Annotated in this window: 16 protein-coding genes; 6 read left to right on the top strand and 10 right to left on the bottom strand. The window is 70.1% G+C overall.

What is annotated here, in order from left to right; genetic code table 11:
• The first annotated feature begins 36 nt into the window (after positions 1–36).
• Positions 37–2,208, top strand: a complete 2,172-nt coding sequence (locus tag ABT078_RS19535) for a RecQ family ATP-dependent DNA helicase (RefSeq protein WP_351229280.1) — start codon at positions 37–39, stop codon at positions 2,206–2,208.
• 213 nt (positions 2,209–2,421) lie between these two features.
• On the top strand, positions 2,422–3,048 hold the full coding sequence (locus ABT078_RS19530; protein ID WP_351229278.1) for a hypothetical protein: 627 nt from the start codon (positions 2,422–2,424) through the stop codon (positions 3,046–3,048).
• A 180-nt stretch (positions 3,049–3,228) separates the two neighbouring features.
• Here ABT078_RS19530 and ABT078_RS19525 read toward each other — a convergent pair whose 3' ends face one another.
• The 3 genes from ABT078_RS19525 to ABT078_RS19515 all read right to left on the bottom strand — a co-directional run bounded on the left by ABT078_RS19525 (position 3,229) and on the right by ABT078_RS19515 (position 5,363).
• Entirely contained in the window at positions 3,229–3,849 is a 621-nt protein-coding gene (locus ABT078_RS19525) for a hypothetical protein (protein ID WP_351229277.1), read from the bottom strand.
• A gap of 106 nt (positions 3,850–3,955) precedes the next feature.
• On the bottom strand, positions 3,956–4,663 hold the full coding sequence (rnhB, locus tag ABT078_RS19520; RefSeq protein ID WP_351229275.1) for a ribonuclease HII: 708 nt from the start codon (positions 4,661–4,663) through the stop codon (positions 3,956–3,958).
• A gap of 73 nt (positions 4,664–4,736) precedes the next feature.
• Positions 4,737–5,363, bottom strand: a complete 627-nt coding sequence (locus tag ABT078_RS19515) for a TetR/AcrR family transcriptional regulator (protein ID WP_351229273.1) — start codon at positions 5,361–5,363, stop codon at positions 4,737–4,739.
• 125 nt (positions 5,364–5,488) lie between these two features.
• Here ABT078_RS19515 and ABT078_RS19510 point away from each other — a divergent pair, with 125 nt between their 5' ends.
• On the top strand, positions 5,489–7,042 hold the full coding sequence (locus ABT078_RS19510) for an MFS transporter (RefSeq protein WP_351229271.1): 1,554 nt from the start codon (positions 5,489–5,491) through the stop codon (positions 7,040–7,042).
• Between the two features lie 71 nt (positions 7,043–7,113).
• On the opposite strand, the gene ABT078_RS19505 is transcribed toward ABT078_RS19510, so the two are convergent.
• The 4 genes from ABT078_RS19505 to ABT078_RS19490 all read right to left on the bottom strand — a co-directional run bounded on the left by ABT078_RS19505 (position 7,114) and on the right by ABT078_RS19490 (position 11,833).
• Positions 7,114–9,105 carry a DUF4153 domain-containing protein gene (locus ABT078_RS19505; RefSeq protein WP_351229269.1) on the bottom strand — a complete coding sequence of 664 codons (1,992 nt, stop codon included), beginning with the start codon at positions 9,103–9,105 and terminating at the stop codon, positions 7,114–7,116.
• Between the two features lie 375 nt (positions 9,106–9,480).
• Positions 9,481–10,452, bottom strand: a complete 972-nt coding sequence (locus ABT078_RS19500) for an ADP-ribosylglycohydrolase family protein (protein WP_351229267.1) — start codon at positions 10,450–10,452, stop codon at positions 9,481–9,483.
• Positions 10,442–11,125, bottom strand: coding sequence for a histidine phosphatase family protein (locus ABT078_RS19495; protein WP_351229265.1), 684 nt, complete (start codon positions 11,123–11,125; stop codon positions 10,442–10,444). The genes ABT078_RS19500 and ABT078_RS19495 overlap by 11 nt, the downstream gene beginning before the upstream one ends.
• Positions 11,126–11,227: 102 nt before the next feature.
• A complete protein-coding gene (locus tag ABT078_RS19490; RefSeq protein ID WP_351229263.1) occupies positions 11,228–11,833 on the bottom strand; it encodes a YdbC family protein in 606 nt (201 codons plus the stop codon).
• A gap of 138 nt (positions 11,834–11,971) precedes the next feature.
• Here ABT078_RS19490 and ABT078_RS19485 point away from each other — a divergent pair, with 138 nt between their 5' ends.
• Both ABT078_RS19485 and ABT078_RS19480 read left to right on the top strand, forming a co-directional pair.
• Entirely contained in the window at positions 11,972–12,931 is a 960-nt protein-coding gene (locus ABT078_RS19485) for a DUF1152 domain-containing protein (RefSeq protein ID WP_351229261.1), read from the top strand.
• A gap of 115 nt (positions 12,932–13,046) precedes the next feature.
• Positions 13,047–13,577, top strand: coding sequence for a TerD family protein (locus ABT078_RS19480; protein ID WP_351229259.1), 531 nt, complete (start codon positions 13,047–13,049; stop codon positions 13,575–13,577).
• Between the two features lie 153 nt (positions 13,578–13,730).
• Here the strand turns inward: ABT078_RS19480 and ABT078_RS19475 are convergent, their stop codons facing one another.
• Both ABT078_RS19475 and nrdR read right to left on the bottom strand, forming a co-directional pair.
• Positions 13,731–16,631 carry a vitamin B12-dependent ribonucleotide reductase gene (locus tag ABT078_RS19475; RefSeq protein ID WP_351229257.1) on the bottom strand — a complete coding sequence of 967 codons (2,901 nt, stop codon included), beginning with the start codon at positions 16,629–16,631 and terminating at the stop codon, positions 13,731–13,733.
• A gap of 154 nt (positions 16,632–16,785) precedes the next feature.
• Positions 16,786–17,298: a transcriptional regulator NrdR gene (gene nrdR / locus ABT078_RS19470; RefSeq protein WP_351229255.1), complete on the bottom strand. Its 513-nt coding sequence runs from the start codon at positions 17,296–17,298 to the stop codon at positions 16,786–16,788.
• Between the two features lie 522 nt (positions 17,299–17,820).
• On the opposite strand from nrdR, the gene lexA reads away from it, so the two are divergent.
• Entirely contained in the window at positions 17,821–18,606 is a 786-nt protein-coding gene (gene lexA / locus ABT078_RS19465; RefSeq protein WP_351229253.1) for a transcriptional repressor LexA, read from the top strand.
• Between the two features lie 286 nt (positions 18,607–18,892).
• Here the strand turns inward: lexA and ABT078_RS19460 are convergent, their stop codons facing one another.
• Complete coding sequence (locus ABT078_RS19460) at positions 18,893–20,866, bottom strand: ATP-dependent DNA helicase (RefSeq protein ID WP_351229251.1); 1,974 nt, start codon at positions 20,864–20,866, stop codon at positions 18,893–18,895.
• Positions 20,867–20,883 lie beyond the last annotated feature (17 nt).

Raw genomic sequence — 20,883 nt, 5'->3', positions numbered from 1 at the left:
TCGCGCATTGTCCGTGCCATCGGGTTGCATGGGGGCATGACCAACACAGACCGCGCAGATCTGAGAGCCTCCGCCGACTCCGTCCTCACGCGCCTCGTCGGAGACACCACCGGCTCCGCCAGGCTGCGCGAGGACCAGTGGCGTGCGATCGAGGCACTCGTCGCCGACAAGCGCAGGGCGCTGGTGGTGCAGCGGACCGGCTGGGGCAAGTCCGCCGTCTATTTCGTCGCCACCTCACTGCTGCGGGAGCGCGGCAGCGGTCCGACGGTCATCGTCTCGCCACTGCTCGCGCTCATGCGCAATCAGGTGGAAGCCGCGGCCCGGGCGGGCATCCGCGCCCGGACGATCAACTCGTCGAACACGGAGGAGTGGGACACGATCCAGGCGGAGGTCGCCGCCGGCGAGGTCGATGTGCTGCTGGTCAGCCCGGAGCGCCTCAACAACCCGGACTTCCGGGACCAGGTCCTGCCCAAGCTCGCCGCCGCGACCGGGCTCCTTGTCGTCGACGAGGCACACTGCATCTCGGACTGGGGCCATGATTTCCGGCCCGACTACCGGCGGCTGCGCACGATGCTCGCCGATCTGCCGCCGGGAGTTCCAGTGCTCGCGACGACAGCCACCGCCAACGCCCGCGTGACCGCGGATGTCGCCGAGCAGCTCGGGACGGGCGCGGGCACCGACGCGCTGGTCCTGCGCGGTCCGCTCGACCGGGAGAGCCTCAGCCTGAGCGTGCTGCAACTCCCTGATGCCGCACACCGTCTGGCCTGGCTGGCCGACCACCTCGGCGACCTGCCCGGCTCCGGCATCATCTACACGCTCACGGTCGCGGCGGCCGAGGAGGTCACTGCGTACCTTCGGCACTGCGGCCACACCGTGGCGTCGTACACGGGGCGTACGGAGAACGCGGACCGGCAGCAGGCCGAGGACGATCTTCTCGCCAACCGTGTGAAGGCCCTGGTGGCCACCTCCGCCCTGGGCATGGGCTTCGACAAGCCGGACCTCGGATTCGTCGTCCATCTGGGCTCACCCTCCTCCCCCATCGCCTACTACCAGCAGGTCGGTCGCGCCGGGCGAGGCGTGAAGCACGCCGATGTGCTGCTTCTGCCGGGCAAGGAGGACGAGGCGATCTGGCAGTACTTCGCCTCGGTCGCCTTCCCACCGGAGGATCTCGTGCGGCGCACCCTGGACGTGCTGGCCCAAGCGGGCAGGCCGCTTTCGCTGCCCGCGCTCGAGCCCCTGGTCGAGCTGCGGCGCACGCGGCTGGAGACGATGCTCAAGGTGCTCGACGTCGACGGCGCGGTGCGCCGCGTGAAGGGCGGCTGGATGACGACCGGCGAGCCCTGGGCGTACGACGCGGAGCGCTACGCCTGGGTGGCACGGCAGCGTGAGGCCGAGCAGCAGGCGATGCGTGATTACGCGTCGGCGGTGGGCTGCCGGATGGAGTTCCTGCGGCGGCAGCTGGACGACGAGGAGGCTGCTCCGTGCGGCCGCTGCGACAACTGCGCGGGGGCCCGCTTGGACGCCGGCGTGTCGACCGGGGCGCTGGACGCGGCTCGCGGGGAGCTCGGCCGGCCCGGTGTCGAGGTGGAGCCACGCAAGATGTGGCCCACCGGACTGGCGGCCGTCGGCGTCGATCTGAAGGGCCGTATCCCGGTCGGCGAGCAGTCCTGCACGGGTCGGGCGTTGGGGCGGCTCTCCGACATCGGATGGGGGAATCGGCTGCGCCCGATGCTTGCCCCGCAGGCCCCGGACGGAAAGGTTCCGGACGATGTGGTGAACGCGGTCGTGAGTGTGCTGGCCGACTGGGCGAAGGGGCAGGGCGGCTGGTCGTCAGGAGCCGCCGATGCACCGCCCCGCCCGGTCGGAGTTGTCACCATCGCCTCGCGGGGCAAGCCGCGGCTCGTCGCCTCGCTCGGGTCCCGGATCGCCGAGGTCGGTCGTCTGCCGCTGCTGGGCACCGTCGAATACTCGCCGGATGCGCGGGACACACATATTTCAAGGACGAACAGTGCACAGCGGGTACGGGGATTGCACGATGCGCTGATCGTTCCGCCTGCACTCGCCACGGCCGTCGAGTCGGCGGCCGGGCCGGTGCTGCTCGTCGACGATCTCTCGGACAGCGGCTGGACCCTGGCCGTCGCGTCACGGCTGCTGCGCCGAGCCGGGGCGAAGGGGGTGTTTCCGCTGGTCCTCGCGGTTCAAGCCTGAAAGGGCGTGGCACTTGGCCCGATTGGGCAGGGATATGAGCGCCATACCTGCCCATTCCAGTCAGCGGACTCAATTGCTCGTTGCCGCTCGCCCGCAGGCCCGCAAGAATTGGAGCCATCCCCGCACGGCTCGCCCGCGGTCCGCAAGGGCTGTGCTGCGGTGCGCCTCACCGACCCCTGCCCGCACTGTGGGCGCGTATGCGAAGGGAGGAACGTGACCTTCGGATTCGCTTCGTCCGCAGCCACTTCGATCAACGGATCGGCCAATTCCGCGAGCCTCGCGAGGATGCTGGAGCCCGCCGAGTGGGCGGCAGCCGGGATACCTCTGCTGCGCAATCCCCGTGACGTCGTCAGCGGCCTGCACAGCCGGCACAGGCCGACTCCGTCGACGGCCGTCGTGGCCGTGCTCGACCAGGAGGAACGACTGTCGGCCAGCGCCTCGTTCGCCCGGCGCGGCGTCCCCGCCGACGGCTGGGAGTTCCGTAACGCCCTGCTCGCCCAGCTGCGCCGGGTCATCCCGCACGATCTGCGCCGCCGCACCCCGGTCCGCACCGCCGTGTTGCTCTACTGCCGCGACGGCGACGAGCGCTGGACGGAGGAGGACGGAGCGTGGATGTGGGGACTGCGCGACGCCTGCACCCTGCACGGGCTCCGCTGCGGCGCGTACATCACGCTGACGCGCGCGGGGTGGCAGGTGCTCGGTGAGGGGCGCGGCGGGCGCCGGCCCAACTCCGAGTCCAGACCTGGCGGCTTCGGTGAAGAGGTACCGGATCCGGCGGTGCTCCCGCTGCGCACGGCGAGCGGGGCGGCCGAGGTCCTACGCCGCACGGCGGCCCGCTGAGCCACGCGGCCACGGGCGTCGGCACCGGTACCAGCACCGCTCCGGGGGTCCCGTACCTCGGGGCCGGTCCGGGCGGGTGCGTCGAAGCGACCGGCCGCGGTGCACGGCCGGCCAGGGCACGACGACCGCACCACGCACAGGGCGCGGGCGGCGCCGTGACACCGGCGCGGCGCCGCAGGCTCAGACGCCCGCGCCGAGTACGGCGTTGATGCGCTGCGGGTCGCCGCACACGATGAGCAGCGCTCCTGCGCGGCTCATGGCGACAGGCAGGGCCTGGGCGGTCACGTCGTCGCTGCCGCCATTGACGGCGACGACGACCACGGGCCGGGTCGACGCGCGGGCCGCCGAGGCGGCGTCCGCGTAGAACACGTCGTCACGAGCGTCGTGCTGCGCCCAGTAGGCGCTCTCGCCGAAGGACAGCTCGTGCGCGGCCCATGGGTGCTGCTCACCGGTGGTGAGCACCAGGACGTCGCCGGGTGCCCGGCCGGAGTCGAGCAGCAGGTCGACGGCCTCGTCGGCGGCGTCGAGCGCACCCGTGGCGGTGGCCGGGATCAGCTGGATCTGCGGTGCGGAACGTTTCTCCTGCCGCGACGACGCGCTCTGCCCGGCAGGGGCATGGGTGCGCTGCGCAGGTGGTGTGGGTCGGGCCGGGCCGGGGCCCGGGCGACCGGGACGGGGCGCGGCCGCGGTACGCGGACCGGGTACGGGACGGGGGGTCGGCGCGGTGCGGCCGGCGGCCGGAGTGGCGCGGGGACCCTGGGCACTCTCGTGAATCTGAGGCTCCTCGGGGATGAGAGGCATGGGTGGATATCTATCAAACGCCGCTGCGTCTGGCATCGGCGGGTGGGCACATGAGTGCGACCGGACTCGTAGTCCGGCTCGCACGGCGGTCGGTCGACCGGCCGGATCAGAAGTCGAAGCCGAGCTGGCCCCCGCTCTCCAGGGCGGCCGCCTCCGGGGAGATCCGGACCTTCTTCAGGTGCCGCCATTGCGGCAGCGCGTCGAGGAAGGCCCAGGAGACCCGGTGGTACGGCGTGGGGCCCAGCTCGGCGAGTGCCGCCTTGTGCACCGGCGAGGGATAGCCGGCATTCTCCGCGAACCCGAAGGATTCGCACACCGGCTCCAGCCCCAACTCGGTCATCATGGCGTCCCGCCGCACCTTGGCGATCACCGAGGCGGCCGCGACCGCGACGCAGGACTGGTCACCCTTGATGACCGTACGAACGCGCCAGGGCAGACCCAGGTAGTCGTGCTTGCCGTCGAGGATGACCGCGTCGGGACGCACCGGCAGGGCGTCCAGGGCACGCACGGCCGCCAGCCTAAGCGCCGCGGTCATCCCGAGCGTGTCGATCTCCGCCGGGGACGCGTGCCCGAGGGCGTGCGACGTGACCCACCCCTCCAGCTCTCCCGCCAGCTCCGTACGGCGCTTGGGGGTGAGCAGCTTGGAGTCGGTGAGACCGGCAGGGGGCCGACGCAGCCCTGTGACGGCGGCGCATACCGTGACCGGCCCGGCCCACGCCCCGCGCCCGACCTCGTCGACTCCGGCAATGATCTTGGCACCGGTGGTGGCCCGGAGCGAGCGCTCAACGGTGTGGGTGGGTGGTTCGTACGGCATGGCGCCAGACAGGTTACGCCGCCCGGACGTGCCGCAACACCCCGGATCCCGTTCCGAGGACGCTCCCCCGGGTTCAGCCGGCGCGAGGGCGCAGCAAGGGCACCATGACCTGATCGATCATCGCCGCGATATCCGCATCATCCCATTCGCTTCCGCACACTTTGGAGCGATACATCATCATCGCCGGGATCACGTCGCAGACCAGGCTGCCCGTGGCGTCGGCACGCACGTCACCCCGCGCGACACCCCGGTGCACCACCTCCTCGAAGAGGCGGATCGAAGGTTCGATGACTCCGCCGAGGATCAGTGCGTGGAAGCGCTCGGCCGTCGACGTATCGCATTCGTGAAGGACCGAGCGCAGCGCGTACCCCGGCTTGGAGTACATGGCCGCGCGCATCCTCCGACAGAGCTGATAGAGGTCCTCGCGGACGCTCCCGTGATCGGGCGCGTCGCCGAGGCTGGGGATTCCGGCCTGCAGGGCGTCCGCGACAAGATCCTCCTTGGACGGCCAGCGGCGGTAGACCGCGGCCTTGCCGGTGCGGGCGCCGGCGGCGACTCCCTCCATGGTCAGCCCGTTCCAGCCGACGGTGCTCAACTGCTCGAGCGCGGCGTCGAGGATCGCCCGCTCCAGCACAGGTCCGCGGCGTCGACACGACATCGACCGCGGCCGAGCGGTGGCCGCGGATCGCGAAGTATCCATCAACAACTCTCCATCGCAGCAATGCGGTAGCTCCAGTGAACGCTTGCGTTCACTGTCGGGGACTCACTACCGTTGAGGACACAGTGAACGGATCCGTTCACTAACTCAAGTGTGGGGGGACCATAGTGACAACCTCTCAGCTCCAAGCACAGCCAAAGCCGGGCGCGGCCCGCCGGGAGGGGCGTCCGGGAATAGCCCTCACCGTCATCGCCGCCTGCCAACTCATGGTGGTACTCGACGCGACGATTGTGAACATCGCGCTTCCGGATATCCAGGACGCGCTCAGATTCTCCACCACCGACCTCTCCTGGGTGCTCAGCGCCTACACCTTGACCTTCGGCGGCCTGCTGCTGCTCGGCGGTCGCGCGGGCGACATCCTGGGCCGCCGACGGGTGTTCATGGCCGGCATCCTGGTATTCACGCTCGCCTCGCTGCTCGGCGGACTCGCGCAAGAGCCGTGGCAGTTGCTCGCCGCACGGGCGCTCCAGGGCGTAGGCGGCGCGATCGCATCGCCCACCTCGCTCGCCCTGATCACGACGACGTTCCCCGAAGGACCGGAACGGAACCGGGCGTTCGGCGTCTTCGCCGCCGTGTCCGCGGGCGGTGGCGCGATCGGCCTGCTGGCCGGCGGCATGCTCACGGAGTGGCTCGACTGGCGCTGGGTGCTGTTCGTCAACGTACCGATCGGCATCCTGATCGCGTTCCTCGCGCCGCTGTACATCAGCGAGTCGGAGCGCCACCCCGGCCGCTTCGACATAGCGGGCGCACTGACCTCCACCGCCGGTATGGCCTCGCTGGTCTACGGATTCATCCGCGCCTCGGAGGAAGGCTGGCGGGACTCGCTCACGCTCGGCTCCTTCGGCGCCGCGGTGGTGCTGCTCGCAGCCTTCGCGGTCGTCGAGTCGCGGGCGCGGGAACCGATCACTCCGCTCAGGATGTTCGCCGACCGGAACCGGTCGGGTACGTACGTCATCATGCTGAGCCTGGCCGCGGCGATGTTCGGCATGTTCTTCTTCATCGTGCTGTTCGTCCAGAACGTGCTCGGCTACAGCCCGATCGAGGCCGGTCTGGCGTTCCTCCCCGTCACGGTCGCCATCATCACCGGCGCAGGGCTCTCCCAGCGGCTGCTGCCGGTGCTGGGCCCCAAACCGTTCATGGTCACGGGTTCCGCGATCACCGGGATCGGCCTGTTCTGGCAGACCCTGATCAGCCCGGACAGCTCGTACGTGAGCGGGGTCCTCGGCCCGATGGTGCTCTTCGGCTTCGGGATGGGCCTCAACTTCGTGACGCTGACCCTGACCGCCGTCTCCGGCGTCGCCCAGCACGAGGCGGGCGCGGCATCGGGGCTGCTCAATGCGACCCAGCAGGTGGGCGGATCGCTGGGGCTGTCCATCCTGGTGACGGTGTTCGGCACGGCCGGCCGGAACGAAGCGGAGAAGCAGGTTCCGTCCTTCCTGGCACAGGCGACGCCTGAGCAGCAGGCGGAGTTCGCCAAGACGCAGGAGCTGCCCGCGCCCTGGGGCCACGAGGTGCTGACCGAAGGCATCTCGACGTCGTTCACGGCCGCGGTGGCCATGGTGCTGCTGGCTCTGCTCACGGCGGTCGTGGTGATACGTGTCCGCAAGAGCGACCTGGAAGCGCTGAGCGGCACGGCGGGGGCAGCCGGCCCCGCCGCGTAGCGAGCCGGCTGAACGACGGTGTGCGGTCCGTCCGCGGAGGGACGGACCGCACACCTGTCGTCCGTCGGTCCTCAGTCCATGCCGGTACCCGGGTCGTATTCGTCGCCGCTGCCGCCGTCGCCGAACTCGGCGTCCTCGTCGTATTCGTCGCGCTCCTCGCCGTACAGTCCGTCCGCCCACGGGCAGCCGGTCCTGTCGAGCTTGGCAGGCCGCTCCTTGAAGATCGACCGGGCCCTCACCTCGCCCCAACTGGTGGCGTACCAGGGTTCGTCCTCGTGCGAGCGAGTCTGGATCGACTGCAGCGTGCAGGAGCGCACCGGCTCGGGCAGCCGGTCGAGGGCGGGCACGGCATCCGCCGAAAGATCGCGCAGATAGTCGACATCGATCTTCTTGGTCGCCTCGTAGCGCTGTACGTTCCGCTCGGCGATCAGGGCGTCCGGGGACGCGAGGCCGAAGGCCAGCACGGCGGCCGCGGCACTGCCCGCGACGGCTCGGGGCAGCCGGCGGCCGCCGAAGAGCCCCGCCGCGATGATCAGCACGATCACCAGGCCGAGCCACAGTTCCATCGCTGCCACGGATACGCGCAGCCGTGTCAGCCCGTACGCGTCGACGTACAGGTCCATCCTGCGCAGCGCGGACGCCACGACGACGAGGGTGAGCACGCACAGGGTGCCGAGCACAGCGCGCACCAGGGCGCGGTCGCGGGCGCCGTCGCGCGGGGCCCAGCGCAGGGCGAGCCCTATGACAACCAGGGTGAGCAGGGTGGCCCAGAGAAGCTGCCAGAAGCCCTGCCGGGCGTATGCCGCGTAGGTCAGCCCCGTCTCACTGAGGACCTTGTCGTAGCCGCCGAAGAGGACGGCGAGCTGGACCGTGTTGAAGGCGGCGAAGAGAAGGTTGAGGACAACGAGGGGCAGCGCCCACTCGAACCGGCCCCTGGCCTTGCCCGGGTGCAGGGTGAGGCGGTCCCAGCGCAGCGGGGCGGCGGCCGTGCGGGCCGCGGCAAGTGCGCCGACGAGGCCGACCACGAAGAGGAAGAACCGCCAGGGGCCGTCGACGAACGAGACATCGGGGATCAGCTCGCCGAGCAGGTCCGCGAAGGCCGCGTCGGCTCCGGCGAACAGGGCGCCGAACACGACGAGCAGCGCCGTCGCAACGGCAGTCGTGCGGACAATGGGGCCCCAGCGGCCGCGCGAACCGTCAGCCCGCTCACGCAGCCCTCGCCAGCCCCAAGCCGTTCCGGAGCGGATCGAGTCGAACAGGCCAACCGATCCGAAGAGCACGCCCGGCCAGCTGCGCCCGCCGTGCAGGGCCAGCGAGCCGACCGCGAGCGCGGAGACGACTGCCAGGAAGGTGGGCCAGCCCGCGTCGCGAAGTGCGGGAACGGCAAACAGGCCCAGGGTGCCCAGCGCCCAGACCGCAGTCCACGGGCGGAGCCGTCGGCCGGCCGCCTGAGCTGCGAAGAATGCGGCCAGTGCGGTCGGCACGGCCACGATCAGCAGATTGACGCCGAGCCCGTCGCCGAGCAGCAGTGCACTGAGCAGCGCGGCGGCGAGGGCACACCAGAGCGTGGCAGCGCGCACGGGTGCGGGTGGGCCGGGCCGTATCGCGTCGAGCCGGGACTTGGCAGGCGCTGCCTTCGGCGGCCAGGGCTGCGCGGGGTGGGGCCAGGGTGACGCGGGCACCTGCACCGGGCCCGGCACCGACTGCGGGCCGGGGCCGGACGGGTGCTGCGACGAAGGCGTGGCCGAGGCGCGCGGCCCGGGGGACGCCTGTCCAGGATCACTCTCCTCGGTCCGATCAGGGGCCGTGCCCCGACCCGAGTCCTGCCCCTGGCCTCGCTCCTGATCCGGTATTCGATCGCGGACCTTGTCCGGGCCAGGGCCCTGGACCACGGCGGCGCTCGGCTCCGGCTCCGGCTCCGAGCCCGAGGCGGCGCCCGGCACCGACTGCGGTCCCGAGGCAGGGTCCTGGGCCTCGCTCCGGCGCAGGCCGGACCTCTTGCCGTCGGACCGGTCCTCCGGCTCCGGCCCGAGGCCGGATGGTGTGGACGGTACGTCTGACACGGGACCCCCTCCCGGCCGGGTGCCCCGTGCCCTGCCTCGTGGCGGCGCAGCGGTCCCGGCGTCTCGTTGGCGCACGCCGGTAATGATCAACGCGGCGGCGTGGCCGACAGGCTAGCCCTCCGCAAACCGGCTCGGTCGTCCGCGGCCATGCTGTGGCAGGACCGTGACAGTGGGACTGCACTGCCAGGCGACCTGCCTCCGCGCGCCGTGCGACGCGTGGCGCTGCCGGGCCTTCCGGGCCCCCCTGGAGGCCACGCTGACCCCGCCCGGGCCCGGTCCCGCACCGCCCAACACCACGCCGGCCCCGCGGGACGCCGTGCCGCCGCCCGTCCACGCCGTGCCGCCGGTTCACCGACCAGCCGTGTCGGCCCGGGCTCAGCCCACGCGGGCAGGCAGCCAGGCGGGCAGGGCCTCGGTCCTGTCCAGCCAGACCGCCGGCGGAGCCCCGGCCTCCGTCGCGGCGACCACTCCACCGGCGATCGCGCAGGTCGTGTCGACGTCCCCGCCCACCTGGGCGGTCGTCCAGAAGGCCTGCTCGAAGTCGCCGAGCGCGCGAGCGGCCGACCACAGAGCGAACGGCACCGTGTCGTGCGCACTCGTACGCCGCCCGCTGCCGAGCACCGCGGCGACCGTGCCCGCGTCGCCGTAGTCCAGCATGTCCTGCGCTCTGCGCAGCCCTGCTCCCACCGCACTGCGCGGCACGAGAGCGACCACCCCGTCCAGCAGCTCGGTGGGCGTGGGCGGCCCTGTCGGGGAGGCGGCCAGCGCCGCGGCCGCGGCGACCGCCATGCTGCCCACCACGGCCTCGCGATGCTGGTGCGTCGTGTACGAGGAGATCTCGGCCTGGTGCGTGGCCTGCTCCGGATCGTCGGCGTACCAGGCGCCGAGCGGGGCGATCCGCATTGCCGCACCATTGCCCCACGAGCCCTGGCCGTTGAACAACGCCGCGGCGAGTTCACGCCAGTCGGCGCCCTCGCGGATCAAGCGGAGCATCCGGTTGACCGCAGGCCCGTAGCCGCGGTCGAAGTCATGGTGATCGGCGAAGGAACGGGCGAGCTCATCCTGGTCGATCCGGCCGTGGGAGGCGAGCACGGCCACCACGGAGCACGCCATCTCGGTGTCGTCGGTCCACTGCCAGGGACCGGACGGCAGCTCGCGCCGCTTCAGCAGCGGATAGTTCGCGGGGACGAAGAACTGGGAGCCCAGGGCGTCGCCCACGGACAGCCCTCGGAGGCTGGCCAGGGCACGGGCGAAGCGCCGGTCGACGGAGTCGGGCGACGCGGAAACATCGGAGGAGCCGGACGTACCGGCAGCGTCGGGAGAGGCGGGAAAGGAATCAGCGGTCATCGCTCGGCCACTCTATCCGGTGGTCCCCGTACGACTCGGGGATGCACCACCGCTCGAACGGCCTGTCCAGCGTGTAGCGCCCGTCCTCGCCGAGCAGCAGCATCCTCATCTCCCCGTTGTCCGGGTTGGAGAGCGACTCGAACTCGGCCACCGTCCAGTGGAACCACCGCATGCAGAACAGCCGCATGGTCAGCCCATGGGTGACTATCAGGACGTTGGGCGGGTGGTCGGGCGCCTCGAAACTCCGGTAGAGGCTCTCCAGGAACGCCCCCACCCTGTCGTACACATCTGCCCCCGACTCGCCCTGAGGCAAGCGGTAAAAGAAGTGCCCGTAGGCGTCGCGGTAGGTCTTCTGCAGCCGTACGTCGTCCCTGTCCTGCCAGTTCCCCCAGTCCTGCTCGCGCAGTCTGGGCTCCTCCCTGACCCGGACGAGTTCCGGGTCGAGGCGGAAAGCCCGGTACGTCTGATGGGTACGGCGGTACGGCGACACATAGACGCTGACCGGTTCCCGCCCGAACGTCTCCCGCAGCCGTTTCCCGGCCTCATCGGCCTGGAGCCACCCGCGCTCGGTGAGCCGCAGGGCGTGGTCGGGCACTCGTTCGTACACCGAGTCGTCGGCGTTCCCCTCCGACTCGCCGTGCCGGACAAGAACGATGCGCCGCGGTCGTGCCATATGACAAACCCTAGATCCGGAAGGGCCCGGTCGAGCAGTTGTCCGACCTTCGTCCGGCGTGTCATCCCGTGGAGTGCCGCCGGCCGCGATCACGTCGTCCCGTCACACCGTCCAGGAGGGTTCGAGCTCCACGACGTCCCCTGCCAGGGCCGCGACGTCGGCCTCTGTCTGCGCGCGCAACGAGAGCCGCTCCACCCGCTCCACGCGGTACTTGCCGTGCTCCGCGGCGGACTGCCACATGGACAGCACCAGGAACTCGTTCCCGGGCGCGTCGCCGAACAGTCCGCGCACCATCCCCGGCGACCCCGCCATCGCCGGGTTCCACACCTTCTCCTGCATCAGCGAGAAGTGCTCGACCTTGTGCTCGTGCACCTTGCAGTGGGCGACCCGAACGACGTCGGCGTCGGTGAAGCGGGGCTCGAAGCCCGTCTTCACATCGAAACGATGATCGAAGAGCTTGACCTGGCTGTCCTTGAACGTGCCTGACTGCGCGGCCGCCAGCCGATCGTGCGAACGCGCCATGAACGAGTCGTAGAACGCACGGGTCTCCCAGAACGCGAAGACATGGGCGACATCCGGCCGCCGCCGGCTCCATCCCCCGCCTTGTCCCCGGAATCCCGGCTCACCCAGCAGCCCCGCCCACTTCCGCTGCCCCCGCTCGAACCCTCGACGGTCCACCACGGTGCAGCGAATCCACTTGACCAGCACCGCGCCATCGTACGGCCCCGAACGTGGCCCTGGTCACTCTCCGGCAGAAGGCGCCACCCGTCGTCACACCCCATCGAGCGCCTCGTTCGCACATGAATTCGCAAGCCGATCAGCCCCTCGTTCCGCACAATGACCGACATGACCGCGCTCCATCTCAACCCTCTCTTCGCCCGCCTGGAATCCGCCGAGCGCATCCTCGTCGCGGGCGCGGGCGGCGGTTTCGACATCTACGCCGGGCTGCCCGTGGCCCTCTCGTTGCTCCACCAGGGCAAGGAGGTCCATCTCGCCAACCTGTCCTTCAGCGCGGTCGAAGGGCTGCCGCTCGAAGCCTGGCTCGCCCCGGACGTCGCGATCGTCACGCCCACAACCGCGCTGCACCAGACCTACTTCCCCGAGCGCACCCTCGCCCAGTGGCTCGACCGCCACGGCTACCCGAGCACGGTCCACGCCTTCCCACGCGTCGGAGTGCAGCCGCTTCGCGCCGCCTACCGGTCGCTGATCGAGCGGTACCGGATCGACGCGGTCGTCCTTGTCGACGGCGGCACCGACATCCTCATGCGGGGCGACGAATCGGGGCTCGGCACACCCGAGGAGGACCTGACGAGCGTTGCCGCGCTCCACGGACTCGACGTGCCCGAACGCCTGGTCCTCTCGCTCGGCTTCGGCGTGGACGCGTACCACGGGGTGAGCCACGGTCTCGTCCTGGAGAACATCGCGGCGTTGGATCGCGACGGCGCGTACCTGGGCAGCTTCTCGGTCTCCCGGTCGACCCGGGAGGGCACCCTGTTCGTGGATGCGGTAGCGCACGCCCAGGAGCACACTCCTGATCACCCGAGCATCGTGAACGGCTCCATAGCCGCAGCGGTCCAAGGTGCGTTCGGAGACGTTCAGTTCACTTCGCGCACTCGCGGCAGCGAACTCTTCATCAATCCTCTGATGTCGCTCTACTTCGCCTTCGAACTGGAGGGCGTCGCCCGGCGCTGCCTCTATCTGGAAAAGATCGAGGAGACGCAGTTGATTCGCCAGGTGAGCAGCGCCATCGCGGTCTTCCGCGAGGACGTCGCACGGCAGCGCCCGCCTCGGCGCATCCCGCACTGACCGAGCGGCGGAGCGACCGAAACTGTTCGGAGTGCGTCCTCCCGAGCGTGACAACATGGGCCTTCCACAGGGGGCGTTGACGTCCGCAACGGCGTCCACGAGGAAGGGAAGCAGGGTGGGCACTCTCAGCAAAGGGCTCCGGAAGGTCCAGGTGACGCTCAAGTGGGATCCCAGCCCCATCGGCGCACCGGCCATCGACCTCGACATCGTCGCCGCGACGTACGGCGTGGGCGATCCGCACGGCAAGCCCGCGTATCTGGTGCACTTCGGCAGCCGCTCCCCCGATGGCACCATCACGCTCAACAGGGACAGCCGGACGGGCCAGGGCCTCGGTGCGGACGAGGTGATGACCCTGGAACTGGACCGTCTGGCCGATGGATACGCGCGGGTCGTGGTGGGTGTGGTCATCCAGCAGCGCGGCCGCGGGCTGACGTTCTCCGACATCAGGAACACCGGCGTACGCATACTCGAAGGCCCCGTCGAGCTGGCGAACGAGGATCTCGCGGGTGTGCCGGAGGCCTCCGCAGCGACGGTCGCGGAGTTCACCCGTGACGGCAGCGGCGCATGGCAGCTCCGTCCCGCCGTCCGCGGCTTCGCCGCAGACCCGGCCGAGTTCGCGGAGCTGATGGGCACCACATCCTCCTGAGCGCCGGAACCGGGCGGAGCGGCCGCAGCCCGTTTGTGCCCGGTTGTCGGCCGTCCGGACGCGCGCGGAGGGCGCCGACCTCAGGTCGACGCCCTCTGTGACGAGGAGATCAGCCGGCTGCGGGCAGCCGATCAGCGGCAGCCGGCCTCCGTATCAGCTGCAGCCGCTGGTCGAGCCGCAGCCCTCGCAGATGTAGCAGGAGCCGGCCCGCTGCATCTTCGTACCGCACGAGAAGCACAGCGGTGCGTCCGCGCTGATGCCGAGCTGCATCTCTACGAGCTCCGCCGAGGTGTGCGCCTGCTTCGGGGCCGGGATCTCGGCCTTCGGCGGGGCGACGGCCTTCAGGGTCTCCTGCTGGCGCGGGGCGGACTGGGCCAGGCCCTCGACGTCCATCTCGACATCGTCGACGGACTGCTCGTACGAACCGGTCTCCAAGTGACGCTGGCGCTCCTCAGCGGAGTGGATGCCGAGCGCCGAGCGGGTCTCGAAGGGCAGGAAGTCCAGCGCCAGGCGGCGGAAGATGTAGTCGACGATCGACTGCGCCATCCGCACGTCCGGGTCGTCCGTCATGCCGGCCGGCTCGAAGCGCATGTTGGTGAACTTCGAGACGTACGTCTCCAGCGGCACGCCGTACTGCAGACCGACCGAGACGGCGATCGAGAAGGCGTCCATCATGCCCGCGAGGGTCGAACCCTGCTTCGACATCTTCAGGAAGACCTCGCCGAGGCCGTCGTCCGGGTAGGAGTTGGCGGTCATGTAGCCCTCGGCACCGCCGACGGTGAAGGAGGTGGTGATGCCGGGACGGCCCTTCGGGAGGCGCTTGCGGACCGGGCGGTACTCGACCACCTTCTCGACCGCGGTACGGATCGTCTCCTCGGCCTTCTCGGTGATCTCGGTCTTCTCCTGCTCCTTCTTCTTGGCGGAGAGGGGCTGACCGACCTTGCAGTTGTCGCGGTAGATCGCGAGCGCCTTGACGCCCATCCTCCACGCCTCGAAGTAGATCTCCTCGACCTCCTCGACGGACGCCGACTCCGGCATGTTGACCGTCTTGGAGAGCGCGCCGGAGATCCACGGCTGGATCGCGGCCATCATGCGGACGTGGCCCATCGGGGAGATGGAGCGCTCACCCATGGCGCAGTCGAAGACCTCGTAGTGCTCGGTCTTCAGGCCCGGGGCGTCGATCACATTGCCGTGCTCGGCGATGTGGGCGACGACCGCCTCGATCTGCTCCTGCTGGTAGCCGAGGCGGCGCAGCGCCTGCGGAACGGTGCCGTTGACGATCTGCATCGAGCCGCCGCCGACCAGCTTCTTGAACTTGACCAGCGCGAGGTCGGGCTCCAGGCCGGTGGTGTCGCAGGACATCGCGAGACCGATGGTGCCGGTCGGCGCGATGACGGACGCCTGGGCGTTACGGAAGCCGTTCTTCTCGCCGAGGCGGATCACGTCCTGCCAGGCTTCCGTCGCGGCGGCCCAGATCGGCGTGTCCAGGTCGTCCATGCGGACGGCCGTGCCGTTGGCGTCGGCGTGCTGCTTCATGACGCGCTTGTGCGGCTCGGCGTTGCGGGCGTAGCCGTCGTAGGGGCCGACGACCGCGGCGAGCTCGGCGGAGCGGCGGTACGAGGTGCCGGTCATCAGCGACGTGATCGCACCGGCCAGGGCGCGGCCGCCGGCGGAGTCGTACGCGTGGCCGGTCGCCATCAGCAGGGCGCCGAGGTTGGCGTAACCGATGCCGAGCTGGCGGAAGGCGCGGGTGTTCTCGCCGATCTTCTCGGTCGGGAAGTCGGCGAAGCAGATGGAGATGTCCATCGCCGTGATGACGAGCTCGACGACCTTCTGGAAGCGCTCGACGTCGAAGGACTGGGTGCCCTCGCCGTCGTCCTTGAGGAACTTCATCAGGTTCAGCGAGGCCAGGTTGCAGGACGTGTTGTCCAGGTGCATGTACTCGCTGCACGGGTTCGAGCCGTTGATCCGGCCGGACTCGGGGCAGGTGTGCCAGTGGTTGATGGTGTCGTCGTACTGGATGCCCGGGTCGGCGCAGGCCCAGGCGGCCTCGGCCATCTTGCGGAAGAGCCCCTTGGCGTCGACCTCCTCGATGACCTCGCCGGTCATGCGGGCACGCAGGCCGAACTTGCCGCCCGCCTCGACCGCCTTCATGAACTCGTCGTTCACGCGGACCGAGTTGTTGGCGTTCTGGTACTGGACCGAGGTGATGTCCTCGCCGCCGAGGTCCATGTCGAAGCCCGCGTCGCGGAGCGCGCGGATCTTCTCCTCTTCCTTGACCTTGGTCTCGATGAAGTCCTCGATGTCGGGGTGGTCGACGTCGAGGATGACCATCTTCGCGGCGCGACGGGTCGCGCCACCCGACTTGATCGTTCCGGCGGAGGCATCGGCACCGCGCATGAAGGAGACCGGGCCGGAGGCATTGCCGCCGGAGGACAGCAACTCCTTGGAGGAGCGGATGCGGGAGAGGTTCAGGCCGGCGCCGGAGCCGCCCTTGAAGATCATGCCCTCTTCCTTGTACCAGTCGAGGATCGACTCCATGGAGTCGTCGACGGACAGGATGAAGCAGGCGGACACCTGCTGCGGCTGGGGCGTGCCGACGTTGAACCACACCGGCGAGTTGAAGCTGAAGATCTGGTGCAGGAGGGCGTACGCCAGCTCGTGCTCGAAGATCTCCGCGTCGGCGGGCGAGGCGAAGTAGTTGTAGTCCTCACCGGCCTTGCGGTACGTCTTCACGATGCGGTCGATGAGCTGCTTGAGGCTCACCTCGCGCTGCGGGGTGCCCACGGCACCGCGGAAGTACTTGCTGGTAACGATGTTGACCGCGTTCACCGACCAGAAGTCGGGGAACTCGACGCCACGCTGCTCGAAGTTGATCGAGCCGTCACGCCAGTTGGTCATGACGACGTCGCGGCGCTCCCAGACGACCTCGTCGTACGGATGTACGCCGGGGGTGGTGTGGACGCGCTCGATACGCAGGCCCTGCCGGGCTGCTGCGGCCTTGGACCCCTTGGCTCGGGAGCCTCGTGCCGGGCCGCTCGTCGTCTCTGTCATGCCGCCTCCCATATACGGGCAAAAACGCCCTGAAGTGCCCAGATCTTCCCGTGGCACGGTTTTGTCTGTCGCCCCGGACGCCGCGCACAGCGCCCGTGACTGGTCCTTTTGCCGCTCTGCGGCCGATCGCCGGGCCCTTCAGAGGCCGGGCCGGTCAGTCGGCGGCTGTGGCGGGCACGGGGACCTCGGAGGTCGCACCGGACCCGCCCTCTTGTGCGGGAGGCCGCCGCCCGCGGAGCTCCGCGATGGCGGCCTCGAAGTCTTCGAGCGAATCGAACGCTCGGTACACGGACGCGAAGCGCAGGTACGCGACGACGTCGAGTTCCTGCAACGGGCCGAGTATGGCCAGCCCCACGTCGTGGGTGGTCAGCTCGGCGCTGCCGGTGGCGCGCACCGCTTCCTCGACCCGCTGGCCGAGCTGAGCGAGAGCGTCCTCGGTGACCGGCCGTCCCTGGCATGCCTTCCGCACGCCGGTGATGACCTTGGTGCGGCTGAAGGGTTCGGTCACCCCGCTGCGCTTGATCACCATCAACGAGGCGGTCTCCACCGTCGTGAAGCGACGGGAGCAGTCAGGGCACTGGCGGCGACGCCGGATCGACGTTCCGTCATCGGTGGTCCGACTGTCGACGACACGGCTGTCCGGGTGCCTGCAGAAGGGGCAGTGCATGGCTTCCCAACCCTCCTTCACAGCACGACTGAATAGCCCCGGAAGGACCAGTAGGACCCCCTCGAAGCAGCCACAAGCATAGGCGATGGCCGCGGGCTCGATGACCGGGGACCACAACTTCTGGGTGGCTGCCACAATCCAACCACTAGATCTGGGGTTTGGTCGCCTTCCATGCCCCAACGCGTGTCGCGCGGAGCGGCAGTGGACCGGGGCGGAGCACCGGGCGGAAGCGGCCGGCCACGAGGGTACGAGAAACGCCGCGCTCCCTCGATTCCGGCCCCCCGGATGACACACTGGAGACACACCCACGGGTACCCCCATGGCTTCGCGCCCGGCGGCGAAGACTACCGTCGTAGCCCGGGCCACCGGCGTGGCGGCCGGCCCGGTCGAACCCGCCCATACACCCGGTCACAGGCACACGTCAGGTGATCCGCGATTTTTCACTCGAACGTGTGTTTGGCGCAACCTTTCGAAAGCAACTACCGTTGTCCAGCTAGGGAGACCATCTCGAGAGGGGCCGACGTGACCACCACCGCAGACAGTGCCACCATCACTGCCCATGACCGCTCCCAGAACCGATTCGAGCCGGTGCATGCCATGAATGACGCAGCCACGACCCCGGAGGGGCCCAAGCCCACGCGCTCGCTGCCCGGCCGACCTCCAGGGATCCGTGCGGACAGCTCGGGGCTCACGGACCGGCAGCGGAGGGTCATCGAGGTCATTCGCGACTCCGTGCAGCGTCGGGGATACCCGCCGTCCATGCGCGAGATCGGTCAGGCGGTGGGCCTGTCCAGCACGTCGTCCGTCGCCCACCAGCTCATGGCTCTGGAGCGCAAGGGCTTCCTGCGCCGCGACCCGCACCGGCCGCGCGCGTACGAGGTGCGTGGCTCCGACCAGCCGAGCACACAGCCGACGGACACCACCGGCAAACCCGCCGCGTCGTACGTGCCGCTGGTCGGCCGCATCGCCGCCGGTGGCCCGATCCTCGCGGAGGAGTCGGTCGAGGACGTCTTCCCCCTTCCCCGCCAGCTGGTCGGCGACGGTGAGCTCTTCGTGCTGAAGGTCGTCGGTGACTCGATGATCGAGGCCGCGATCTGCGACGGCGACTGGGTGACGGTCCGCCGCCAGCCGGTCGCGGAGAACGGTGACATCGTCGCGGCCATGCTGGACGGAGAGGCCACGGTCAAGCGCTTCAAGCGGGAGGACGGCCACGTCTGGCTGCTCCCCCACAACGCTGCCTACCAGCCGATCCCCGGCGACGAGGCGACGATCCTCGGCAAGGTCGTGGCGGTGCTCCGGCGGGTGTGACCACACCTCGTCGGCTCTGACTGGGCCCCGGGAACCACTGCGCCGGTCCCGGGGCCCAGCTGTGTCCGGAGGCAGCCGTGTCCTGGGCCCAGTTGTCTCCGGGGCCGCGTTGTGTCCGGCGTCGGCTCGGCCCGCGTCCCGGCTCCGTCCCGCCGAGCCGCTGACCGGCGACCCGTCGGCGCCGCAGCCGGGCCCTCCCCCGCCCCCGCGGGCGTTCCAGCAGTTCGGCCCGCCCGCGCCGCCCCAGGCGTTCCAGCGGCCCGGTCAGCTACCCGCCGTCCTTCTCCTACCCGCCGTTCTTCTTCGCCGCGGCGTCGATCGCGGCCAGCGAGCGGCGCACCTGGTTACGGTCCGTGGTGTACCAGAAGTCGGGCAGTGACGCCTTCAGATAGTTGCCGTAGCGGGCCGTGGCCAGCCGCTGGTCCAGTACGGCCACCACACCACGGTCCCCCGTCGCCCGAACGAGACGGCCCGCGCCCTGCGCCATCAGCAGCGCCGCATGCGTGGCCGCGACGGCCATGAAGCCATTCCCTCCGGCCTCCTCCACCGCCTTCTGACGCGCGCTCATCAGCGGGTCGTCGGGGCGTGGGAACGGGATCTTGTCCATGACGACGAGTTGGCAGCTGGGGCCCGGAACATCCACTCCCTGCCAGAGCGAGAGCGTGCCGAACAGACAGGTCTGCGGGTCGGCCGCGAAGTTCTTGATCAGCTCACCGAGTGTCTCCTCGCCCTGGAGCAGGACGGGGAACTCCGGGATACGGGAACGCAGCTCCTCCGCCGCCAGCTGAGCGGCTCGCATCGAGGAGAACAGTCCGAGCGTGCGCCCGCCCGCCGCCTGGATCAGCTCGGTCAGCTCGTCGAGCATGTCACCACGATCGCCGTCGCGCGCCGGGCGCGTCAGATGCTTGGCGACGTAGAGGATCCCCTGCTTCGGATAGTCGAAGGGCGAGCCGACGTCGATGCCCTTCCATACGGGCACGTCCTCGCCTTCCGTGCCCTCCGGGGCCAGCCCCAATGACGCGCCCACACCGTTGAAGTCGCCGCCCAGCCGGAGCGTCGCCGAGGTGAGAACCACCGAGCGGTCGGCGAAGAGCTTCTCGCGAAGCAGCCCCGAGACCGAGAGCGGCGCGACGCGCAGGGACGCCCCGAAGCGGTCATGGCGCTCGTACCAGACGACGTCGTACTCGGAACCGTCGGTGATCCGCTCGGCGACGTCATGGATGGACTCGACCGAGGCCAGGGCCTGCTTGCGCACGGCGTCCTCGTCCTGGACGGACTTGTCACGGGTGGAGCCGAGGGCGGAGATGACGGTACGGGCAGCGTCGCGCAACGCCATCAGCGCGTATCCCAGGTCCTCCGGGATCTCCTCCAGACGGCCGGGGAGGGCGAGCTCCATCAACCGCTCGAAGCCCTCGGCCGCCGTCTGCAGCTGGTCGGCCGCCTTCTCGTTCACCAGCTTGGCGGCGCGGCGCACGGCGCGATTGACCTGGCCGGGGGTGAGCTCGCCCGTGGCGACGCCGGTTACCCGGGAGACCAGCTCATGGGCCTCGTCGACGATCAGCACCTCGTGCTGCGGCAGCACCGGAGCGCCCTCGATCGCGTCGATGGCGAGCAGGGCGTGGTTCGTGACCACGACGTCGGCGAGCTTGGCGCGCTCCCTTGCCATCTCGGCGAAGCACTCCGCCCCGTACGCGCACTTGCTGGCACCCAGGCACTCCCGGGACGAGACGGAGACCTGGGACCAGGCGCGGTCGGAGACGCCGGGGGTGAGGTCGTCGCGGTCGCCGGTCTCCGTCTCGTCCGCCCAGTCCCGCATACGGAGCAGGTCCTGGCCCAGCTTGCTGGTGGGCGCGGCGGCCTCGAACTGGTCGAAGAGACCGTCCTCTTCTTCCTGCGGAACGCCCTCGTGCAGGCGGTGGAGACAGAGATAGTTCGACCGCCCCTTGAGCATGGCGAACTGCGGGCTGCGGCGCAGCAGCGGATGCAGCGCCTCCACCGTCCGTGGAAGGTCGCGCTCCACCAGCTGGCGCTGCAGCGCGAGCGTCGCCGTGGCCACGACGACACGCTCCCCGTGAGCCAGGGCAGGGACCAGATAGCCGAGGGACTTTCCGGTGCCCGTCCCGGCCTGGACGAGCAGGTGGGAGCCGTCGTCGATGGCAGCGGCGACGGACTCGGCCATAGTGACCTGGCCAGGCCGCTCCACCCCGCCGACGGATGTGACGGCAGCGTGGAGGAGGTCGGGGAGGGATGGCTTCGTCATAGGCCGTCCACCCTAAT

The organism is Streptomyces sp. NPDC002133, assembly GCF_040296405.1.
Lineage (GTDB): Bacteria > Actinomycetota > Actinomycetes > Streptomycetales > Streptomycetaceae > Streptomyces.
The sequence above is the reverse complement of the archived record's forward strand: the minus strand, read 5'-3'. Positions and strand labels throughout refer to the sequence as shown.